The following is a 17,477-nucleotide window of genomic DNA, read 5'->3' as shown; positions in this document are numbered from 1 at the left end:
ATGAGCGACGCCAATCCCAAGCCCGGCCAGACCCCGCAATTCCAGCCCAGCCAGATGGGCGGCTCGCTGCCCTTGCCCACCGTGGGTGGCCAGGGCGCCAGTTCGGGCGCAAGGCCCAGTGTCATCCAGCTCGTGTTCCGCGAGAAGTCGGCCCTGTACGCGGCCTACATCCCGGCCTTCACGGAAGGCGGCCTGTTCGTGCCGACGACGCGCGACTACAAGCTGGGGGAGGACATCTATCTGCTGCTGGCCCTGCCGGAGGACAACCAGCGCTACCCGGTTGCCGGCAAGGTAGCCTGGCTGACGCCGGCCAATGCCTCGGGCGGCCGCACCCAGGGCGTGGGCGTGCGCTTCCCCGGCGACGAGAAGACGCGGTTGATCCGCGTGCGGATCGAGGAAATCCTCGGCACTGCAATTTCCTCCAGCAAGCCGACCCAGACGCTCTGATGTTCATTGATTCGCATTGCCACCTCAGCTTCCCGGAGCTGAAGGCGAAGTTGCCCGATGTGCTGTCGGACATGAAGTCGGCCGAGGTCGATGAGGCCATCTGCATCTGCACGCAGATGGAGGAGTTCGACACCGTTCACGCGCTGGCCCTCGGCCACCCGCAGCTGTGGGCGACGGTAGGCGTGCACCCCGACACCGAGGACATGCGCGAGCCCGACGTGGCAGAGCTCGTGCGGCTGGCGGCCCTGCCGCGCGTCGTGGCCATCGGCGAGACGGGGCTGGACTACTACCGCCTGAACGGCCGCAGCATCGACGACATGGAATGGCAGCGCGAGCGTTTCCGCACCCACATCCGGGCGGCCAGGGCGGCGGCCAAGCCGCTCGTCATCCACACCCGCTCCAGCGCGGCCGACACGCTGCGTGTGCTGGACGAGGAGGGCGGCGAGGTGGCAGGCGGCGTCTTCCACTGCTTCACCGAAACGGCCGAGGTGGCGCTGGCGGCCGTGGAGCGCGGCTACTACATCTCCTTCTCGGGCATCGTCAGTTTCAAGAACGCCCAGGACCTGCGCGACCTGCTGAAGCTGCTGCCGCTGGACCGCGTGCTCATCGAGACCGACAGCCCCTACCTGGCGCCGGTGCCCTACCGGGGCAAGACCAACACGCCGGCCTTTGTGCCTCATGTGGCCAAGGCCGTGGCGGAGGCCGTCGGACTGCCGGTGCCGGAGCTTGCCGCGCTCACGACGGCCAACACGAGGCGGTTGTTCGGCTTGCCGGAGATGGTGGCATGAGGGCTTGGATCCTGGCGCTGGCGCTGTCCGCCACGCCCCTGGCGCGGGCGGCGCCCATCGACGATCTGGTCATCGCGGCCGAATTGAACGATGGCCGCACCGTGCTGAGCCTGCTGCTCAAGGGCGTGGACCCCAATTTGCCGGACTCGCGCGGCCGCAAGGCCATCTTCATCGCCGCGAGGGAGGAATCGCTGCGCGCGCTGGACAGCCTGCTTGCGTCGCCGCAGACGAAGGTGGACGAGGTCAACACCCAGGGTGAGACGCCACTGATGATCGCCGCCATCCGCGGCTCGCTGCCGGCGGCGCAGGCGCTGGTCAAGCGCGGTGCCGCCATCAACCGTGCCGGCTGGACGCCTCTGCACTACGCCTGCAGCGGGCCGGACAACGGCGTGGCGGCCTTCCTCATCGCCCAAGGAGCTGAGCTCAACGCGCGCTCGGAGAACGGCACGACGCCGCTGATGATGGCCGCGCGCTACGGCAGCGGTGACCTCGTGCCCCTGCTGCTGAAAGCCGGTGCCGAGCCGCGCGCTGCCAACGAGCAGGAACTGACGGCGGCCGATTTCGCCGAGCGCGGCGGCCGCGACGTGATGGCCAAGGAACTGCGCCGCGTCATGCAGGAGCGCCAGCGCGCGGCTGACGCTGCCAAATAGTTCTCGCGAAGACGGGCGTGTAGGGAAAAGTCTTACAACCGCCAGCGCGCTGTGCCGACTGTTGCGGCTTGAGGCGACTGCCTACAGTGAGGCCATCGACTCACCCCGAGGCTCACCATGCTGACCACCACCCCGAATCTGGCCGACCCGTTCGCGATGCTGATCGCCCCTGAGCAGGTGATGAGCGCCATCGAACGCTCCGACCGCCTGACCCGCCTGCAGCGCCGTGTCTACCGCCCGCTGGACCGGCCCTGGATCCCGGTCAAGGCGAGCGCCGATTTCGACCGTGAGATCGACGCCGAGCTGGAAGTGCCCGACCTCTCGGACGAGGCGCTCTGAAAGACAAAACGCCCGCTGATGCGGGCGTTTTGCTTGACGAGGCCGACGGGCGATCAGACGCGCTTGCGGTACTCGTGGGTACGGGTGTCGATTTCGATCTTGTCGCCGTTCTCGACGAACAGCGGCACGGCGATCTCGAAGCCGGTGCCCTTCAGGCGGGCGGGTTTCATGACCTTGCCCGAGGTGTCGCCCTTGACGGCCGGCTCGGTCTCGATCTCGCGCACGACGCTGGTGGGCAGCTCGATAGAGATGGCCTTGCCGTCGTAGAAGGTCACTTCCGCGGCCATGCTGTCTTCCAGGTAGGACAGGGCGTCGCCCATGTTCTCGGCTTCCACTTCGTACTGGTTGTACTCGGTGTCCATGAAGACGTACATCGGGTCGGCGAAGTAGGTGTAGGTGCACTCCTTCTTGTCGAGGATGATCTGCTCCATCTTGTCGTCGGCCTTGAAGACCAGCTCGGCGCCAGCGCCGTTCAGCAAGTTCTTCATCTTGATGCGCACGGTGGCGGCGCCGCGGCCGCCACGGCTGTATTCGGTCTTCAGGACGACCATCGGGTCCTTGCCCTGCATGATCACGTTGCCGGCGCGGATTTCTTGAGCGAGTTTCATGGTGGGATATCTCGAAGTGAGGCCCGGGCCTTCATGAATTGAGGCCAGGACAGATAGCGCACCAGACTCCAGAACTCCGGCTTGGCGCGGCAAAGCCCAACATTCTAGCTGGAAACCCCTAAGAAGCACTGCAGTTGCGCCAGCAGATCGGGTTGCGCCGCCAATTGCGCACGCCACCGCGGCGCATGGGCTGCCGCGTCGTCCAGCCCGGTAAGCGTGGGTGGCAGGGCTGCCATGCCGTTCCAGCCGCGCCAGACGGCGCGCCAGGGCTCGGGCAGCGCTGCGCGTTGCATGAAAGCTTCCAGCTTGGCGTGGTGGGCGTCGTCGTGTTGGGGGTAGATGTGCCAGACGAAGGGCCGGCCTGCCCATTGGCCGCGCACGAAGGAATCCTCGCCGCGCACGAAATTCAGATCGCAGGCCCAGAGCAGGCGGTCGTAGTCGTCCTGGGAAAGGTAGGGCAGGGCGATGCTGCGCAGGCCGGGCTGAGCAGTCAGCTGAGCCTGCAGCGGGCCCGGGCAGGCGAGCAGCAGCGTGGGCCGGCCGGCCAGTGCGTGCAGCAGGGCAGGCAGGGCCAGGTTGGCATAGGCGAACAGGCTGACGACCTGCTCGCCCGGCCGCGGCGCCCAGCCGCGCGCGGCCAGCCAGGCCGCTCCGTCGAATTCGGCAACGCGATCCAGTAGACCCGGTTCCCGCAGCAGCCCACCGGTGCGTGACGTGAAGCCGGGGTAGAAGAAATGCTTGGTCAGTCCCTTGCCGGGGCCACTGAATTGCGGCGACGCCAGGCCGTGGCTGCGCTCGACGTAGTCCTCGGCGCTGAGGTACTCCAGGTTGATCCAGCGTGGCGCTGGTGTCCGGGCGGCCATGCGGGCGACGAAGGCGGCCGGCAACTCGCAGCCGAAGGCTTCGATGATGACGTCGCCGGGCGCTTCGTTGGTGTCGGCCTCGGGCCAGGCGCGCAGTTGCACGCCGCCCGGCCGCTGCGGGGCCATCCAGGCCAGTGCCGAGGCATCGTCGACCCACAGCCGGGCGATCTGGCCGCGCGCCGCCAGGTCGCGAGCCAGCCGCCAGCAGACGCCGAGGTCGCCGTGGTTGTCGATGACGCGGCAGAAGATGTCCCAGAGCATGAGGGGGATTGTCCCAGGCCAAAATCTGGCGCCATGTCGAACCCGACCCCGTCCAATTCCGAACTCGGTGAGCAGCAGCAGGCCGAGTGGTCTGCCGAGCGCGCCGCCGTCGAGGCCGCCGAGAAGAAGCGCGCCGCCGAAATGGAGGCCGCCGCGCGCGAGGTGCGCGAGAAGCTGGTGGCCGAAGTCAATGCGCTGCCAGCCTTGCCGGGCGTCTACCGTTATTTCGACGCCAGGGACGAAGTGCTCTATGTCGGCAAGGCCAAGGATCTGAAGCGCCGCGTCAGCAGCTATTTCCAGAAGAACCATGGCGGCACGCGCATCGGCATGATGGTGGCGCGGATCGCGCGGCTGGAGACGACCGTCGTTCGCACCGAGGCCGAGGCCTTGCTGCTGGAAAACAACCTGATCAAGACGTTGAACCCACGCTTCAACATCCTGTTCCGCGACGACAAGAGCTATCCCTATCTGAAGATCACCGCGCACGCCTACCCGCGCATGGCCTATTACCGAGGCGCCGTGGACAAGCGCCATCAGTACTTCGGACCCTTTCCGAGCGCCTGGGCGGTGAAGGAATCCATCCAGCTGATGCAGAAGGTGTTCAAGCTGCGCACCTGCGAGGACAGCGTCTTCAACAACCGCAGCCGGCCCTGCCTGCTGCACCAGATCAAGCGCTGCTCCGGCCCCTGCGTGCCGGCCGGGCAGGGGGGGGACTACGCACGCAACGTGGCGAGCGCCGAGCGCTTCCTGCGCGGCGAGACCGACGAGGTCATGGTCTCGCTGCAATCGCAGATGATGGCCTTTGCCGAGGCTCAGCACTACGAGCTGGCCGCCGAGGTGCGCAACCAGATCCAGGCGCTGTCCAAGGTGCTGCAGCAGCAGGTCGTCGAAGAGAGCAGCGCCACCGGCCGTGACCGCGACGTGGACATCCTGGCCGTCAAGGTGCAGGGCGGGCGCGCCTGCGTGAACCTGGCGATGGTGCGCGGCGGCCGCCATCTGGGGGACCGGGCCTTCTTCCCCAGGCATGTCGACGATGCGACAGCCATCCGGCTGGAAGACGAAGAGGCGTTGTCGCCCGAGCGACAGGTGCTGGAGGCCTTCATGGCCCAGCACTATCTGGCGTCGCCGGTGCCAGGCCTCATCGTCGTCAGCGAAGGCGTCGACCCTGGTCTGGCCGATGTGCTGGGCAGCCAGGCCGGCAGCCGCGTCACCGTGCAGGCCCAACCGCGTGGCCAGCGGCGGATCTGGCAAGAGATGTGCATCAAGGGTGCAGAGCTCGCGCTGGCGCGGCTGCTGGCCGAGGAAGGCTCACAGCAGGCGCGTACCCGGGCGCTCGTCGACGCGCTGGACCTGACGCCGCCAGAGATCGAAAAATTCCGTGTCGAATGTTTCGACATCAGCCATACCGCCGGTGAGGCGACGATGGCAAGCTGCGTGGTGTTCGAGGGACATCAAATGCAGAGCAGCCAGTACCGGCGCTACACGATCGAGGGCATCACCGGCGGCGACGACTACGCCGCCATGCGTCAGGTGCTGACGCGCCGCTACAGCAAGATGGCCGAGGCGGCCCAGCTGGGTACCGGCCGGCTGCCCGATCTCGTTCTCGTCGACGGCGGCCGCGGCCAGGTTGCGATGGCCCGCGAGGTCTTCGAGGAACTGGGGCTGGACCTGGGCCTGATTGCCGGTGTCGAGAAGGGCGAGGGGCGCAAGGTCGGGCTGGAAGAGCTGGTGTTCGCGGACGGGCGGGAGAAGGTCTACCTGGGCCGCGATTCGGCCGCGTTGATGCTGATTGCCCAGATCCGCGACGAGGCCCACCGCTTCGCGATCACCGGCATGCGCGCCAAGCGCGCCGCGACGCGCACGGGAGGCTCGCGGCTGGAAGACGTGCCCGGTATCGGCCCCAAGAAGCGCGCCCAGTTGCTGCAGCGCTTCGGCGGCGTGCGGGGCGTGGCGGAGGCCAGCGTCGACGAGCTGGCCGGCGTCAAGGGCGTCTCGCGCGAGCTCGCCGAAGAAATCTACCGTGCGCTGCACTGAGCGCCAAAGCAAAGGAAAACGACGTGCCTGTCTTCAACCGCCTCAAGCGTGCCGCCCGCTGGCTGATCGGACCGGTGCTGGCCGGCTGCGCCGCAGCGCCGCCCGTACCCGCGCCGCCGCCGCCGCCCGCAGCCATGCCGGCCCCGTTGCCGTCGCCGGCCGTCATCGCGGCGCCCAGGCCCGCCGGCCTGCCGACGCCGCGCGCCGTGCGCACGCAGGATGAACTGCGGCGCCAGGCGGCGGAGCGCCTCGTCATGGCCAACCCCCAGGGCACCTACATGACGCCCGCCCCGACGCATCTGCTGACCCTGGTCGTGCTCGAGGTCGAGGTCAAATCCGATGGCAGCGTGCGTCGTGTCAACGTGGTCCGCAAGCCGCGGTTCGCGCCCGAGACCCTGCAGATGGCCATTGACGCCATCCATCGCGCCGCACCCTTCGGCGACGTGCGGCGCATGCCAGAGCCCTGGAAATTCACGGAGACCTTTCTTTTCGAAGAGGATCGGCGCTTCAAGCCGCTCACCCTCAACTGACACCTTCTCGCCACAGTCCTTGCGCGCCCGCCGAGCAGGTCCGCCAGCTTGGGCACAATGCCCGGCATGTTCCTGACGCTGCCGACTCTGCTGACCTGGGCCCGCATCGTGGCCATCCCGCTCATCGTCGGGGTGTTCTACCTGGACCTGACGCCCGCCCATCAGAACCTGTTTGCGACAGGGCTCTTCATCGTCGTCGCGCTGACCGACTGGCTGGACGGCTATCTGGCGCGCAAGCTCAACCAGACCTCATCCTTCGGTGCCTTCCTCGACCCGGTGGCCGACAAATTCCTCGTCTGCTCGGCCTTGCTCGTCCTGCTGGAATTGGGTCGCGTCAACGCCTTCGTGGCACTGGTCATCGTCGGCCGGGAGATCGCCATCTCCGCCCTGCGCGAATGGATGGCGCAGATCGGCGCCTCGCGCAGCGTTGCCGTGCACATGGTCGGCAAGCTCAAGACGACGGTGCAGATGGTGGCCATCCCCTTCCTGCTCTACGACGGCCGGCTCTTCGGCCTCATCCCCACCCGGGTGTGGGGCACCTGGCTGATCTATGCCGCCGTGGTGCTGACCATCTGGTCCATGGTCTATTACCTGCAGAAGGCCGTGCCCGAGATCCGCGCCAAGGCGCGTTGAGGTGCGGCCCCGCGCCAAGCCGGACATCGAGTTGTATCGGGACTTTTCCCGCCCCGCCTGCAGCCGGTCGCGCGTCTAGAATCCGCTTCCCCGCGAGCGCCTTGGCCGCTTCAGTCGGCCTGTCACAGGCTGCGCAGTGCGCGGGATCGACATCTCATCGCAGTCCTGCAAGCCGTCTGAGGATGCAGGGCTCAACAGTCCGCTGAATCGTCATGAGGGGGCACGAGTGAACAAGTCCGAATTGATCGAGCACATTGCCAAGCAGGCCGACATCTCCAAGGCCGCAGCCGGCCGTGCGCTCGAAGCGGTGATCGGCGGCGTCAAGACGACGCTGAAGAAGAACGGCACCGTTTCGCTGGTGGGCTTCGGCACCTTCAGCATCACCAAGCGCGCCGCGCGCGCCGGCCGCAATCCGCGCACCGGCGACACCATCAAGATCAAGTCGGCCAAGGTGCCCAAGTTCAAACCCGGCAAGGCGCTCAAGGACGCCGTGAACTGATCCCTGCCGGTCCCGGAAATTCCGGGCGCTTAGCTCAGTTGGTAGAGCACCTCCCTTACACGGAGATTGTCGGCGGTTCGAGCCCGTCAGCGCCCACCACCCGCACCCAGGCGGCCCCGGCCGCCTCGCACTTAGAATGCGGCTCCCCTCGAAGGCGAACCTCGGTTCGCCTTTGTCGCGTTTGATCCTCAAGGCTTCCTGAGATGTTTGAATTCGTCCGCCAGCACAACCGCCTGTTCCAGATCCTGTTGACGCTGCTGATCCTGCCCTCCTTCGCCTTCGTCGGCATGCAGGGCTATACGAGCATGATGGACGGCGCCAACGCCGGCGTGGCCAGCGTCAACGGCCGCAAGATCAGCCAGGCCGAATGGGACGCTGCCCAGCGCGAGCAAGCTGACCGCATCCGCCGCCAGAACCCGACCGTCGACGCCAAGATGCTGGACACCCCCGAGGTCAAGCGGCAGGCCCTCGAGGGTCTGGTCGCGGAGCGCACGCTCAAGGCCGCAGCCGAGCAGCAGCACTTCACGCCCAGCGCCGAGTCCGTCAACGCCCGCTTCTGGAACGACCCTCAGTTCGCCTTCCTGCGCAATCCTGACGGTACGGTCAACAAGGCCCTGCTTGCCGCCCAGGGCATGACGCCGTCCATCTTCATGGAGCGACTGCGCCAGGACTACGCGCTGCGCCAGGTGACGTCGCCCGTCGAGACCTCGGTGGCCGTCGGCGCCGCGGCACCCAAGCTGGCCTTCGACTCGCTGCTGCAGCAGCGCGAGGTGCAGCTGCAGCGTTTCGACATCAAGGACTTCGCGGCCAAGCTCAACCCGAGCGATGCCGACATCGAGGCTTTCTACAAGGAGCCGGCCAACGCCGCCAAGTTCCAGCTGCCCGAGTCGGCGCAGATCCAGTATGTCGTGCTCGACCTGGAGGCGCTGAAGAAGGACGTCAAGTTCAGCGACGAAGACCTGCAGAACTACTACAAGGAAAACGCCTCCCGCTACGGTGCGCCCGAGGAGCGTCGCGCCAGCCACATCCTGATCAAGGTCGATCGCAGCGCGCCCGCCGCGGAGCGCGCCAAGGCCAAGGCCAAGGCTGAGGAGATCCTTGCTCAGGCCCGCAAGAACCCGGCTGAATTTGCCGCCCTGGCCAAGAAGAATTCGCAGGACGAGGGTTCCGCGGCCAATGGCGGAGACCTCGATTTCTTCAGCCGCGGTGCCATGGTCAAGGAGTTCGACGCCGCGGTCTACGCGATGAAGCAGGGCGAGATCAGCAACCTCGTCGAGACGGACTTCGGCTACCACATCATCCAGCTGACCGGCACCCGTGGCGGTGACAAGAAACCCTTCGAAGCGGTGCGGGCCGAGGTCGAAAACGAGGTGCGCAAGCAGCTCGCCCAGCGGCGTTACTCCGAAGCCGCCGAGCAGTTCGGCAATCTCGTCTATGAACAGTCCGACAGCCTGCAGCCCGCTGCCGACAAGCTCAAGCTGCAGGTTCAGACGGCCACCGTGCAGCGCCAGCCGCTGCCCGGTGCGGCCGGCCCGCTGGCCTCGGCCAAGTTGCTCGACGCAGTCTTCGGCGCCGACGCGCTGCGCAACAAGCGCAATACCGAGGCCGTCGAGACCGGGCCCAGCCAGCTGGTGTCGGCTCGCGTCGCCCAGCACAACCCAGCCCGCGTGCCACCCCTGGCGGACGTGAAGGAAAAGGTGCGTGAGCAACTCGTCAAGAAGCTCGCCGCCGAGCAGGCGAAGAAGGCGGGCGAGGCGCGACTGGCCACGTTGAAGGCCAGTCCCGCGGACGCTACCGGCCTGGAGGCGGCCGTGACCGTGTCCCGCGCCAAGCCCCAGGGCCTGTCGCGCGTCCAGCTTGAAGCCGTTCTCGCCGCCGATGCTGCCAAGTTGCCGACTGCCGTCGGCGTTGCGTCCGAAGATGGTGGTTATGTCGTCGTGCGCATCAACCAGCTGCAGCCGCGTGACGTGGCCGTCATCGACGACAAGCGCGCTGCCCAGCAATACGCCAGTGCCTGGGCGCGCGCCGAGGGCCAGGCCTATCTGGCGGCGCTGAAGTCCCAGTACAAGGCTGTCATCAAGGTCGCCGCTCCGGCGTCGGCCGCCAGCGCACCCTGATTTTTCGGTTATACTTTTTGGCTCTGCGGTGGCTGTAGCTCAGTTGGTAGAGTCCAGGATTGTGATTCCTGTCGTCGTGGGTTCGAGTCCCATCAGCCACCCCAAATAAAATCTAGGACTTAGAAGCGAAAGCCTCTAAGTCCTTTTTCTTTGTGACGTCCCATGTAATGCCTGAGTAAGACGGTTTGCCGACGTTGGCGGGAGTGCCCCGTCCTAGTTCGGCCGCCGGACTTGCTTCGTAGCTCGGACGCACGGATGGATGCCCGGCGGCGTGCGACGTGCGCGCTGTCAAGCCGCTCGCGCGGATTGGGGCGAGCGCATTTCCAGTCCACCGGCACCGGCCTCAGAGTAGCAGGCTCATCCAGCGAGCCAGCTTGCCAGGAGGATGGCTGCATGCAAGCACCTGACCACATTACCCCGCTGCCATCTACGCTCGTCGACAACGGCATCCTTGGCCGCGTCCCCGGCCAGTACGTCGGTGAGGCCCAATGCTCATTGCCTGACGCCGTCTTGGTGCCCGACGACGAGATCAGCGTCGAGGTGAACGCCGGTTGGCTCGGCCGTGTGCGGCTGACCTTCAGGAAATACCGCTACACGCGGCCCAAGGGCAAGTTCTCGGCCGTGGCGTGGACGTGCCGCCACGCGGAGCAGGTCAGCGAGCGTTGAACCAGCGGTGAAACCTCGCCAGCTATTCGCCGCCACCTGCTGACAGCCGTGCGCGCCTGAACCGGCAGTACTGCCGCTCCCATCGGTCCTTCTCCTTGGCCTCGCTCGTCGTCTGCCATTGCAAGTTTTCAACGACGTCAGCGCCGTCCGCGCACAGCGGCTGAATGTGATCCACGACGTGCCCCGGGCACGGTCCCCTGGTCGCGCCGTTTGCCGGGCATGGGCTCACCTTCATGAACGCTCGAACGACCGAGCTTGAACGGTTTGGGCCGGCCTCGGCCGGATCGCTGACGGTCAGAAACACGGCACCGGCCAGCGCAGCGACCAACGCAAAGGCCGCTCTCACTTGGCGCCCCCGAAGGTCGCGACGGTGTCCTGCCACTCTTGCCAACCGCTGTCCTTGATCTCGACGCCGCACAGGAACTCCAACTCGAATCGCTTGGCCTGAGCCTCCCGGCGACGCTGGGCGCGCTCTTCGGTCTTCCGGGCGTGCTCGACGAACCAGCGGGGCATGCGGCTCATCAGTTCGGCGGTGCGGCTGGTCGTCATGGCTGTCTCCTGTTGATGCGAGGCAGTCTCGGAGTTTGCCGGCCTGGCGGGAATCGCCCCAAAGTGGGAACGATGGGGGGGGGTGGGGGTGTATCCCCCGGCGACTCCCTCTTTCGGGGGATAGAGGCAGGGCGCTACTTCAGCAATTGCGCTGCGTCGACGATGTCGACGCCCTGCATCTGCCCCAGCCAGGCGTCGAACCAGGGCTTGTGCGACGCACCCACGATGGACAGCACGCGGGCCGTCGGCGTCTCGCGGAAGGCCTCGCGGATGTTGGCAACCATGCGCAGGTTGCGCGTCTCCCAGCCGGCCACCCAGATTTGCGGATAGCCCTCGGGAGACTTGGCGCTCATCGCTGCCTTGATGTTGACATCAACCAGCGTCTGCAGATAGCCCGGCTCGTTCACATACCGGTACAGCGGCAGCAGATCGGCCTCGGCCGACAGCGCCTGCACGCGCTTCTCGCGCGCGTCGAGTTCGGATCGACCGGCTGCCCAGGCCGCCTTGATGGCCTTGCCGAAAGCCTCCTCGTCGGCGAACTTGATGTCGTCGCCGGTGTGGTTGTCGATGGCGTAGACGCGCGGCAAGCCGAGGCGAGCAGCCAGCTTGGCGGCCAGCAGGTAGTTCTCGTTGCGCCGCGTGGCGATCTGCCACAGCAGGCCCACGAGGGCCGCATCCAGCCCGTCGCCTGGCTTGCGCTCGGCTTCGGGCAGCTGCAGCCAATGCGCGTAGGCAGAAGCCCGGTCGTTGGCTGCGAGCAGCAGTGCGGCCAGGTGTCGGCGCTGCGAGGGTGCGGGCCTGGCCGGCCATGCCTTGAGCATCTTGGCAACTTGGGCCATGGCCGCCGGCACGTCCAGTCCGGTCGCCTGCCTGGCCGCCTCGGCGGAGGGGCAGAAGTCCAGCCCGTACTTCGTCGGGTGGCGTGCGGCGAGGTCGCATTCCTCGCCCGACACTGCCTCGATCGTGATGATGTCCGGCTTGAACTCGGCCAGCCGATCCAGCACCCCCTGCAACGCCGCCGGATCGAAGTTCTCCGGCAGGCCACTCAGATGCACCGTGCCCAGCACCAGCACCTGGGCGCGAGGGTCTGCTGCGTCGCGGTCCGATCGCTTCAGCGTGACCTGGGCCTGTGCGAGAAGAGCCAGCAGGAGCGGCAGCAGTACCGCGCCTCGCAGGATCCACGTCGTCAGTCTGCGCATGCAGCAAGCCCCCCTGTGTCTTCGCGGCGTGCGGGGAACACTTCAGAGCGCCCTGACGGGCTGGATTTGAGCCAACGTCAGGTCCGCCGGTTCGGCGCGACGCTGCTCGATCACCACCCGCGGCAGCCTGCTCACCACGGCCACTTGTGCCGTCTGCCCGGCGACGGCCACCCGTTCAAGCTTCGCGACCTGTGCTGCGGGCTCGGCGGTGCCGTTGGCCAGGCCGATGCCGATGGTGGCAGCCGCGGCCACGGAGGCGAAGGCGATGGCGAAGGTCTGCGTAACGGCGTTCATGGTGGGCTCCGGTCAGCGGGGGGGCTGCGTCAGTGACGGCAATGTCGTTCGCGCCGGCCGGCGCCGCGAGCCCTCGGCGACGGACAGCCGCCGCGGCCGGACGAGCTGCAGTTTTGCGAGATGAACCGGAGCGCCGCGCCTCAGGCGATGTAGCTCAGCGGCAATGCCGTCGTCAGCTTGAGCTCTTCCATGGCAAAACTTGAGCTGACGTCGTGCAACTGAGTGCCGGAGATCAGGCGCTTGTAGACCCGGTCGTAGGCGGCGATGTCGGGCACCACCACCCTCAGCAGGTAGTCCACGTCACCGCTCATGCGGTAGAACTCGACGACCTCGGGAATGGCCTGGACCGTCGCCTTGAAGGCGTCGAACCATTCCTGGCTGTGCGTGCTCGTGCGCACCGAGACGAACACGGTCACGCCGACATTGACCTTCTGCGGGTCCAGCAACGCGACCTGGCGCGTGATGACGCCGGCCTCCTTGAGCCGCTGGATACGCCGCCAGCAAGGCGTTGTCGACAGTCCGACACGCTCGGCCACTTCGGCAACCTGGAGTGTGGCATCCTGCTGCAGGATTTCCAGAATACGCACGTCGATGGAATCCAATTTCATGAATTGGATGATATTAGGTATCGAATGCTCAAATCGGGGGTGACCGTCGTGACTTGAGCAAACCATTTGTTTAGGTGACTGACAACAATGCCTGCCAGCATCTTCCACCTCTGCCCGGGCACGCCATGGAAATCTATCTCGACGCCAACGCCACCACGCCGGTCCTGCCGCTGGCTCGCGAAGCCGCGATGGCCGCGATGGCGGAGGACTTCGGCAATCCCAGCAGCGTCCACAGCACCGGCCTGAAGGCGAGGGCGTTGATGGATGGCGTGCGAGCCCGTGCGCGGCGGGTGCTGGGCGCGGGCAGCGGCAGGCTGCTGTTCCTCAGCGGTGCCACAGAGGGCATCCAGACGGCCGTGCTGTCGGCCCTGGGCGCCTTGCGCGATGCGCCTGCCCGTCCCGAACTGCTGCTCTATGGGGCGACCGAGCACAAGGCTGTGCCTGAGGCCATCAGGCACTGGAATGCGTTGCTGGGCCTGAACCTGGAGCTGCGCGCCATTCCCGTCGGGCGAGACGGGCGCCACGACCTGGCCTGGCTGCGCGAACACGCGCCTCGGGCCGGCCTCGTCTGCACCATGGCGGCGAACAACGAGACCGGCGTCATCAGCGACCTCGACGGCATCGCCGCCGCGCTGGCCGGCAGTCCCGCGCTTTGGATGGTCGACGGCGTGCAGGCCCTGGGCAAGCTGCCGCTGCGTCTGGCCGAGCGCCGCATCGACTACGCCCCGTTCTCCGGCCACAAGCTCTACGCCCCCAAAGGCATCGGCCTGCTCTATGTACGAGAGAGCGCACCGTTCACGCCGCTGCTGGCCGGCGGCGGCCAGGAGGGAGCCCTGCGCTCGGGCACGGAAAACATGTCGGGCATCGCGGCTCTTGGCGCCGTGCTGGCGGCACTGGAAGAGGGTGGCACCTTCGGCGACCACGCGACGCTGGCGGCCCACCGGGATCGCCTCGCCAGCGCGCTGCAGCTGGCCTTCCCCGGTCTGCTCTTCAACGCGCCGCCCGAACACTGCCTGCCGACGACGCTGAACTTCGCCGTGCCCGGCATCAGCTCCAAGCTTCTGCTCGATCTGTTCGACGCCGCCGAGCTTCGCGTCAGCGGCGGCTCCGCCTGCAGCGCCGCCAAGGCCCAGCCCAGCTACGTGCTCGAAGCCATGGGCCTGCCCGTCTGGCAGACGGCGTCCAGCGTGCGCATGTCCTTCGGCCCCGTGGTCGACCGCGCCTTCATCGACGAGGCCTGCGCGAGCATCCGTGTCTGCGGCGAGTCGCTGCGCGAGAGCTGCCTGGACCCGAGCGCCCCTGGCCAGGCCTTGCCGGCCGACGGCCTGACGCGCTTCGTCGTCGACGGCGCATGCTGCTATCTGCTGGCCGACGCGGCCAGCCACCGTGCCGTCGTCATCGATCCCCTGCCGGAGCTGACCGAGCGCCTGGCCCAGTGGCTGCGCTGCCAGGGCTACGAACTGGCCGCCGTGCTGGACACGCACAGCCATGGCGATCACGCCTCGTCGGCGCCCGAACTGCTCGCCGCCGTGCAGCAGCCGCGAGGCGAAGTGGACGGCCTGGGCTGGCCGCGCGGCACTGAGGCCATCGAGCTCGGCGCATCGCGGCTGACCCGCCTGGCCATCCCTGGCCACACCGAGGACTCGACCGCCTACCTGCTGCACGACACAGCCACCCTGCGCCTGGCCTTCGTCGGCGATACCGTCATGCCCGGCGCGCTGGGCCGCAGCGACTTCGAGCAGAGCGCGCCGCTGGCCTACGGTGCCTCGCTGGCCCGCCTCGAGCAGGCCGTCGGCCCGCACGCGCTGCTGCTGCCCGGCCACGACTACGACGACCGTTTCGCCAGCACGCTGGCGGTGGAGTGCGCCGCCCAGCCGCTGCTGGCCGACGTGCTTGGCGGGCGCAAAGACGCCGCCGCCTTTGCCGCCGCCAAGGCACAGCTGGAGCAGGGGCTGGCGCTGACCGAGTACCAGACCGTCGCCTGCGGCGCGCGTGTTGACAGCGCCTGCGCGCTGGCATCCAGCGAGCTCGACCTTTCCGAACTGCAGCAGCAACTGGAGCGCCACTCCGACCTGCTCCTCGTCGATGTGCGCGAACCCTATGAGCAGCGTCTCGGCCAGGCGCCGGAGCTCGGTGCCGCCGTGCGCCGCGAGGCCGTGCCGCTGTCCGGCCTGCCGGAAGCACTGACGCGCTGGCTGGCCCTGCCGCCGGATACGCCGGTCGTCTTCTACTGTCGCAGCGGCAACCGTAGCGCCCAGGCCGCACGTGCGCTGCGCCGGCTGGGCCACGCACAGACCTGGAGCCTGCGCGGCGGCCTGGCCCTGTGGCCGCGGGCCATGGCCGGCGCCGACGCTGCGCTGGCCATCTGATCGCCCGAACAGCGCGCCCATCCGCGTCCAGTTCGCGGCATCCGAACCGGCTTTGTGTCCACCTCGATACACAGCAGCTACAGATGGCTTACTCGCCCTCTTAAGAATGATTTCACCCGCAGCCAGCCCGGCGGCGGGGTGTATGCAATCTCTTGAAGGAGTAGCCATGAGCACGATCAGCGGCCTGGGCGGTGCCAACCGGTCCTGGGATGTCGGCCAGAGCGGACAGAACCGAAAGGCCGAGCACGATGCCCGCATGTTCGCCAAGGTGGACAGCGACGGCAGCGGCAGCGTCGATGCCACCGAGCTGGCCTCGATGCTGGCTCACACGGGCCAGTCCGGCGACAGCGCCGAGCTGCTGAAGAAGATGGACGGCAACGGCGACGGCAGCCTGTCCAGCGACGAACTCAGCCAGGGCATGCGCGACCTCATGCCGCCACCTGCCTCGACGCTGGACTTCGCGCAGCTGCGCGGCACGGCCAACGACGACGGTGACAGCGATGCCTTCACCAAGCTCGACGCCGATGGCGACGGTCAGCTGTCGCGCAGCGAATTCGAGGCCGGCCGGCCGCAGCGGCCCGCGGGAGGCATGCCGCCTCCGGCGGCGGCCACCGGCAGCAGCGGCACCAGCACCGGGACGAGTGCCACGTCGACCGACTACGACCCGCTGGATGTCAACCAGGACGGCACCGTCTCGCAGATCGAGCGCCTGGCCGGTGAGCTCAAGGAGCTGGCCAAGACGGGCGCCGGCGACAGCGCCCAGGGTGCCAACTCCGAGATCGCCGCGCTGGCGCAGAAGCTCTACGACCAGATCAGCAAGAACTGGTTGCAGCCGGCGTCGCAAACCCAGGGCGTCAGCACGACGGCCTGAGCGCGCGATCAGAGCAACTCGGCGACCTGCTCGGCCAGGGCCAGGGACGCCGTCAGTCCGGGTGACTCGATGCCGAACAGGTTGACGAGGCCCGGTGCGGGTTGGTCGATGCGGAAGTCGGCCGCTGCTTCGCCCGGGCCGCCCAGCTTGGGGCGGATGCCGCTGTAGGCCGGCTGCAGCGCGCCGCCCGGCAGGCCGGGCCAGTAGCCGCGCACCTCGGCCTCGAAAGCCGGCGCCAGCGCCGCGTCGACGGCATAGTTCAGCGCGGCCGGGTCGGCGTCGTGCAGCCATTGCACGTCCGGCCCGAAGCGCGCCTGGCCGCCCAGGTCCAGCGTCAGGTGCACGCCCAGGCCGCCGTCCACCGGCAGCGGATAGATCAGGCGGGCGAACGGCGCCCGCCCGGCCAGCGAGAAATAGTGGCCGCGCGCAAAGCGCAGTCGCGGCGCCGGCGTGCCCAGGCGCTCGGCCACTTGGGCAGCGAACAGCCCGGCCGCATTGACAACACGGCGGGCACCCACCTCGAAATCCGCGCCCACGCGCAGGCGCCAGCCCTGGCCATCGCGTGCACCGCCGGTGACCGGGCTGGCCAGCGCCAGCGTCGCGCCATGGGCCTCAGCGTCGGCCAGCAGGGCCGTCATCAGCCCATGGCTGTCGACGATGCCGCTGGACGGCGACAGAAGCGCGCCCGCGGCGTTCAGCGCCGGCTCCAGCGCCAGCGTCTCGGCCTGGCCCAGCAGGCGCAGGTCGTCGACGCCATTGGCCGCGCCGCTGATGGCCAGTTGCTGCAGCCGGGGCATGTCTGCGGCCCGCGTCGCCACGACCAGCTTGCCGCAGCGCCGATGCGCGATGCCGCGCGCCGAGCAGTAGTCGTACAGCAGCGCCTTGCCGCGCACGCACAGCCGTGCCTTCAGGCTGCCCGCGGGGTAGTAAAGCCCGGCATGGATGACCTCGCTGTTGCGCGAGGAGATGCCCGTGCCGATGGCGCTTGCCGCCTCGATGACGACCACCTCGTGCCCGCGCTGCGCCAGTTCGCGCGCAATCGCCAGCCCGATGACACCCGCGCCGATGACGGCCACTTCCACCTGATCCATGACCCGCAGCCTAGGGCATGGCGAGTCGGTAGTTCGCTTTTGGGCGTTTGAACCTAGGGTT

19 protein-coding genes and 2 tRNA genes are annotated in these 17,477 nt (G+C 67.8%); 14 read left to right on the top strand and 7 right to left on the bottom strand.

Annotated elements, in window-relative coordinates; all coding sequences use genetic code 11:
- Positions 1 to 54: 54 nt before the first annotated feature.
- The 4 genes from AC07VX_RS09510 to AC07VX_RS09495 all read left to right on the top strand — a co-directional run bounded on the left by AC07VX_RS09510 (position 55) and on the right by AC07VX_RS09495 (position 2,224).
- The gene (locus tag AC07VX_RS09510) at positions 55 to 447 is read left to right on the top strand and encodes a PilZ domain-containing protein (protein WP_493164513.1); all 393 of its coding nucleotides are present in this window, start codon (positions 55 to 57) and stop codon (positions 445 to 447) included.
- Complete coding sequence (locus AC07VX_RS09505; RefSeq protein ID WP_493164457.1) at positions 447 to 1,235, top strand: TatD family hydrolase; 789 nt, start codon at positions 447 to 449, stop codon at positions 1,233 to 1,235. Before AC07VX_RS09510 ends, AC07VX_RS09505 begins: the two co-directional genes overlap by 1 nt.
- Positions 1,232 to 1,885 (top strand): ankyrin repeat domain-containing protein, encoded by a 654-nt coding sequence (locus AC07VX_RS09500; RefSeq protein ID WP_493164456.1) that lies wholly within the window; start codon positions 1,232 to 1,234, stop codon positions 1,883 to 1,885. Before AC07VX_RS09505 ends, AC07VX_RS09500 begins: the two co-directional genes overlap by 4 nt.
- Positions 1,886 to 2,002: 117 nt before the next feature.
- Positions 2,003 to 2,224, top strand: coding sequence for a hypothetical protein (locus tag AC07VX_RS09495; RefSeq protein ID WP_493164455.1), 222 nt, complete (start codon positions 2,003 to 2,005; stop codon positions 2,222 to 2,224).
- A gap of 53 nt (positions 2,225 to 2,277) precedes the next feature.
- Here the strand turns inward: AC07VX_RS09495 and efp are convergent, their stop codons facing one another.
- The gene (gene efp / locus AC07VX_RS09490; RefSeq protein WP_293501648.1) at positions 2,278 to 2,832 is read right to left on the bottom strand and encodes an elongation factor P; all 555 of its coding nucleotides are present in this window, start codon (positions 2,830 to 2,832) and stop codon (positions 2,278 to 2,280) included.
- Between the two features lie 104 nt (positions 2,833 to 2,936).
- Complete coding sequence (earP, locus tag AC07VX_RS09485; protein WP_493164454.1) at positions 2,937 to 3,956, bottom strand: elongation factor P maturation arginine rhamnosyltransferase EarP; 1,020 nt, start codon at positions 3,954 to 3,956, stop codon at positions 2,937 to 2,939.
- Positions 3,957 to 4,097: 141 nt separating this feature from the next.
- On the opposite strand from earP, the gene uvrC reads away from it, so the two are divergent.
- The 8 genes from uvrC (at position 4,098) to AC07VX_RS09445 (ending at position 10,435) form a co-directional block, all read left to right on the top strand.
- Entirely contained in the window at positions 4,098 to 5,990 is a 1,893-nt protein-coding gene (gene uvrC / locus AC07VX_RS09480) for an excinuclease ABC subunit UvrC (protein ID WP_493164512.1), read from the top strand.
- Positions 5,991 to 6,013: 23 nt separating this feature from the next.
- On the top strand, positions 6,014 to 6,520 hold the full coding sequence (locus tag AC07VX_RS09475; protein WP_493164453.1) for a hypothetical protein: 507 nt from the start codon (positions 6,014 to 6,016) through the stop codon (positions 6,518 to 6,520).
- A gap of 66 nt (positions 6,521 to 6,586) precedes the next feature.
- Positions 6,587 to 7,153 (top strand): CDP-diacylglycerol--glycerol-3-phosphate 3-phosphatidyltransferase, encoded by a 567-nt coding sequence (gene pgsA / locus AC07VX_RS09470; protein ID WP_493164452.1) that lies wholly within the window; start codon positions 6,587 to 6,589, stop codon positions 7,151 to 7,153.
- Positions 7,154 to 7,379: 226 nt separating this feature from the next.
- Positions 7,380 to 7,652 (top strand): HU family DNA-binding protein, encoded by a 273-nt coding sequence (locus AC07VX_RS09465; RefSeq protein ID WP_056201680.1) that lies wholly within the window; start codon positions 7,380 to 7,382, stop codon positions 7,650 to 7,652.
- Between the two features lie 23 nt (positions 7,653 to 7,675).
- Positions 7,676 to 7,751: transfer RNA gene (locus AC07VX_RS09460), tRNA-Val, on the top strand.
- A gap of 104 nt (positions 7,752 to 7,855) precedes the next feature.
- Positions 7,856 to 9,769: a SurA N-terminal domain-containing protein gene (locus AC07VX_RS09455; protein ID WP_493164451.1), complete on the top strand. Its 1,914-nt coding sequence runs from the start codon at positions 7,856 to 7,858 to the stop codon at positions 9,767 to 9,769.
- Positions 9,770 to 9,797: 28 nt separating this feature from the next.
- Positions 9,798 to 9,873: transfer RNA gene (locus tag AC07VX_RS09450), tRNA-His, on the top strand.
- Positions 9,874 to 10,162: 289 nt separating this feature from the next.
- The gene (locus AC07VX_RS09445) at positions 10,163 to 10,435 is read left to right on the top strand and encodes a hypothetical protein (protein WP_493164450.1); all 273 of its coding nucleotides are present in this window, start codon (positions 10,163 to 10,165) and stop codon (positions 10,433 to 10,435) included.
- 342 nt (positions 10,436 to 10,777) lie between these two features.
- On the opposite strand, the gene AC07VX_RS09440 is transcribed toward AC07VX_RS09445, so the two are convergent.
- The 4 genes from AC07VX_RS09440 to AC07VX_RS09425 all read right to left on the bottom strand — a co-directional run bounded on the left by AC07VX_RS09440 (position 10,778) and on the right by AC07VX_RS09425 (position 13,079).
- Entirely contained in the window at positions 10,778 to 10,984 is a 207-nt protein-coding gene (locus tag AC07VX_RS09440) for a hypothetical protein (RefSeq protein ID WP_493164449.1), read from the bottom strand.
- Between the two features lie 134 nt (positions 10,985 to 11,118).
- Complete coding sequence (locus AC07VX_RS09435) at positions 11,119 to 12,183, bottom strand: DUF5694 domain-containing protein (protein WP_493164448.1); 1,065 nt, start codon at positions 12,181 to 12,183, stop codon at positions 11,119 to 11,121.
- Between the two features lie 42 nt (positions 12,184 to 12,225).
- A complete protein-coding gene (locus AC07VX_RS09430; RefSeq protein ID WP_493164447.1) occupies positions 12,226 to 12,477 on the bottom strand; it encodes a hypothetical protein in 252 nt (83 codons plus the stop codon).
- Positions 12,478 to 12,617: 140 nt separating this feature from the next.
- Positions 12,618 to 13,079: an Lrp/AsnC family transcriptional regulator gene (locus AC07VX_RS09425; RefSeq protein WP_493164511.1), complete on the bottom strand. Its 462-nt coding sequence runs from the start codon at positions 13,077 to 13,079 to the stop codon at positions 12,618 to 12,620.
- A gap of 131 nt (positions 13,080 to 13,210) precedes the next feature.
- On the opposite strand from AC07VX_RS09425, the gene AC07VX_RS09420 reads away from it, so the two are divergent.
- Positions 13,211 to 15,454, top strand: coding sequence for an aminotransferase class V-fold PLP-dependent enzyme (locus AC07VX_RS09420; protein ID WP_493164446.1), 2,244 nt, complete (start codon positions 13,211 to 13,213; stop codon positions 15,452 to 15,454).
- Positions 15,455 to 15,620: 166 nt separating this feature from the next.
- Positions 15,621 to 16,325 (top strand): XopAW family type III secretion system calcium-binding effector, encoded by a 705-nt coding sequence (xopAW, locus tag AC07VX_RS09415; RefSeq protein ID WP_493164445.1) that lies wholly within the window; start codon positions 15,621 to 15,623, stop codon positions 16,323 to 16,325.
- An 8-nt stretch (positions 16,326 to 16,333) separates the two neighbouring features.
- Here xopAW and AC07VX_RS09410 read toward each other — a convergent pair whose 3' ends face one another.
- Entirely contained in the window at positions 16,334 to 17,416 is a 1,083-nt protein-coding gene (locus tag AC07VX_RS09410; protein WP_493164444.1) for an NAD(P)/FAD-dependent oxidoreductase, read from the bottom strand.
- Between the last annotated feature and the right edge of the window lie 61 nt (positions 17,417 to 17,477).

The organism is Roseateles sp. GW821-FHT03B02 (genome assembly GCF_059421025.1).
Note: the sequence above shows the minus strand (reverse complement) of the source record. Positions and strands in the feature narration are given on the sequence as shown.

Excerpts from the sequence above, each read along its gene's own strand:
- AC07VX_RS09435 (WP_493164448.1), bottom strand. The coding sequence starts at position 12,183 with ATGCGCAGACTGACGACGTGGATCCTGCGAGGCGCGGTACTGCTGCCG.
- AC07VX_RS09430 (WP_493164447.1), bottom strand. The coding sequence starts at position 12,477 with ATGAACGCCGTTACGCAGACCTTCGCCATCGCCTTCGCCTCCGTGGCC.
- pgsA (WP_493164452.1), top strand. The coding sequence starts at position 6,587 with ATGTTCCTGACGCTGCCGACTCTGCTGACCTGGGCCCGCATCGTGGCC.
- efp (WP_293501648.1), bottom strand. The coding sequence starts at position 2,832 with ATGAAACTCGCTCAAGAAATCCGCGCCGGCAACGTGATCATGCAGGGC.
- AC07VX_RS09495 (WP_493164455.1), top strand. The coding sequence starts at position 2,003 with ATGCTGACCACCACCCCGAATCTGGCCGACCCGTTCGCGATGCTGATC.
- AC07VX_RS09410 (WP_493164444.1), bottom strand. The coding sequence starts at position 17,416 with ATGGATCAGGTGGAAGTGGCCGTCATCGGCGCGGGTGTCATCGGGCTG.
- AC07VX_RS09505 (WP_493164457.1), top strand. The coding sequence starts at position 447 with ATGTTCATTGATTCGCATTGCCACCTCAGCTTCCCGGAGCTGAAGGCG.
- AC07VX_RS09420 (WP_493164446.1), top strand. The coding sequence starts at position 13,211 with ATGGAAATCTATCTCGACGCCAACGCCACCACGCCGGTCCTGCCGCTG.
- xopAW (WP_493164445.1), top strand. The coding sequence starts at position 15,621 with ATGAGCACGATCAGCGGCCTGGGCGGTGCCAACCGGTCCTGGGATGTC.
- AC07VX_RS09455 (WP_493164451.1), top strand. The coding sequence starts at position 7,856 with ATGTTTGAATTCGTCCGCCAGCACAACCGCCTGTTCCAGATCCTGTTG.
- AC07VX_RS09510 (WP_493164513.1), top strand. The coding sequence starts at position 55 with ATGGGCGGCTCGCTGCCCTTGCCCACCGTGGGTGGCCAGGGCGCCAGT.
- uvrC (WP_493164512.1), top strand. The coding sequence starts at position 4,098 with ATGGAGGCCGCCGCGCGCGAGGTGCGCGAGAAGCTGGTGGCCGAAGTC.
- AC07VX_RS09445 (WP_493164450.1), top strand. The coding sequence starts at position 10,163 with ATGCAAGCACCTGACCACATTACCCCGCTGCCATCTACGCTCGTCGAC.
- earP (WP_493164454.1), bottom strand. The coding sequence starts at position 3,956 with ATGCTCTGGGACATCTTCTGCCGCGTCATCGACAACCACGGCGACCTC.
- AC07VX_RS09440 (WP_493164449.1), bottom strand. The coding sequence starts at position 10,984 with ATGACGACCAGCCGCACCGCCGAACTGATGAGCCGCATGCCCCGCTGG.
- AC07VX_RS09500 (WP_493164456.1), top strand. The coding sequence starts at position 1,232 with ATGAGGGCTTGGATCCTGGCGCTGGCGCTGTCCGCCACGCCCCTGGCG.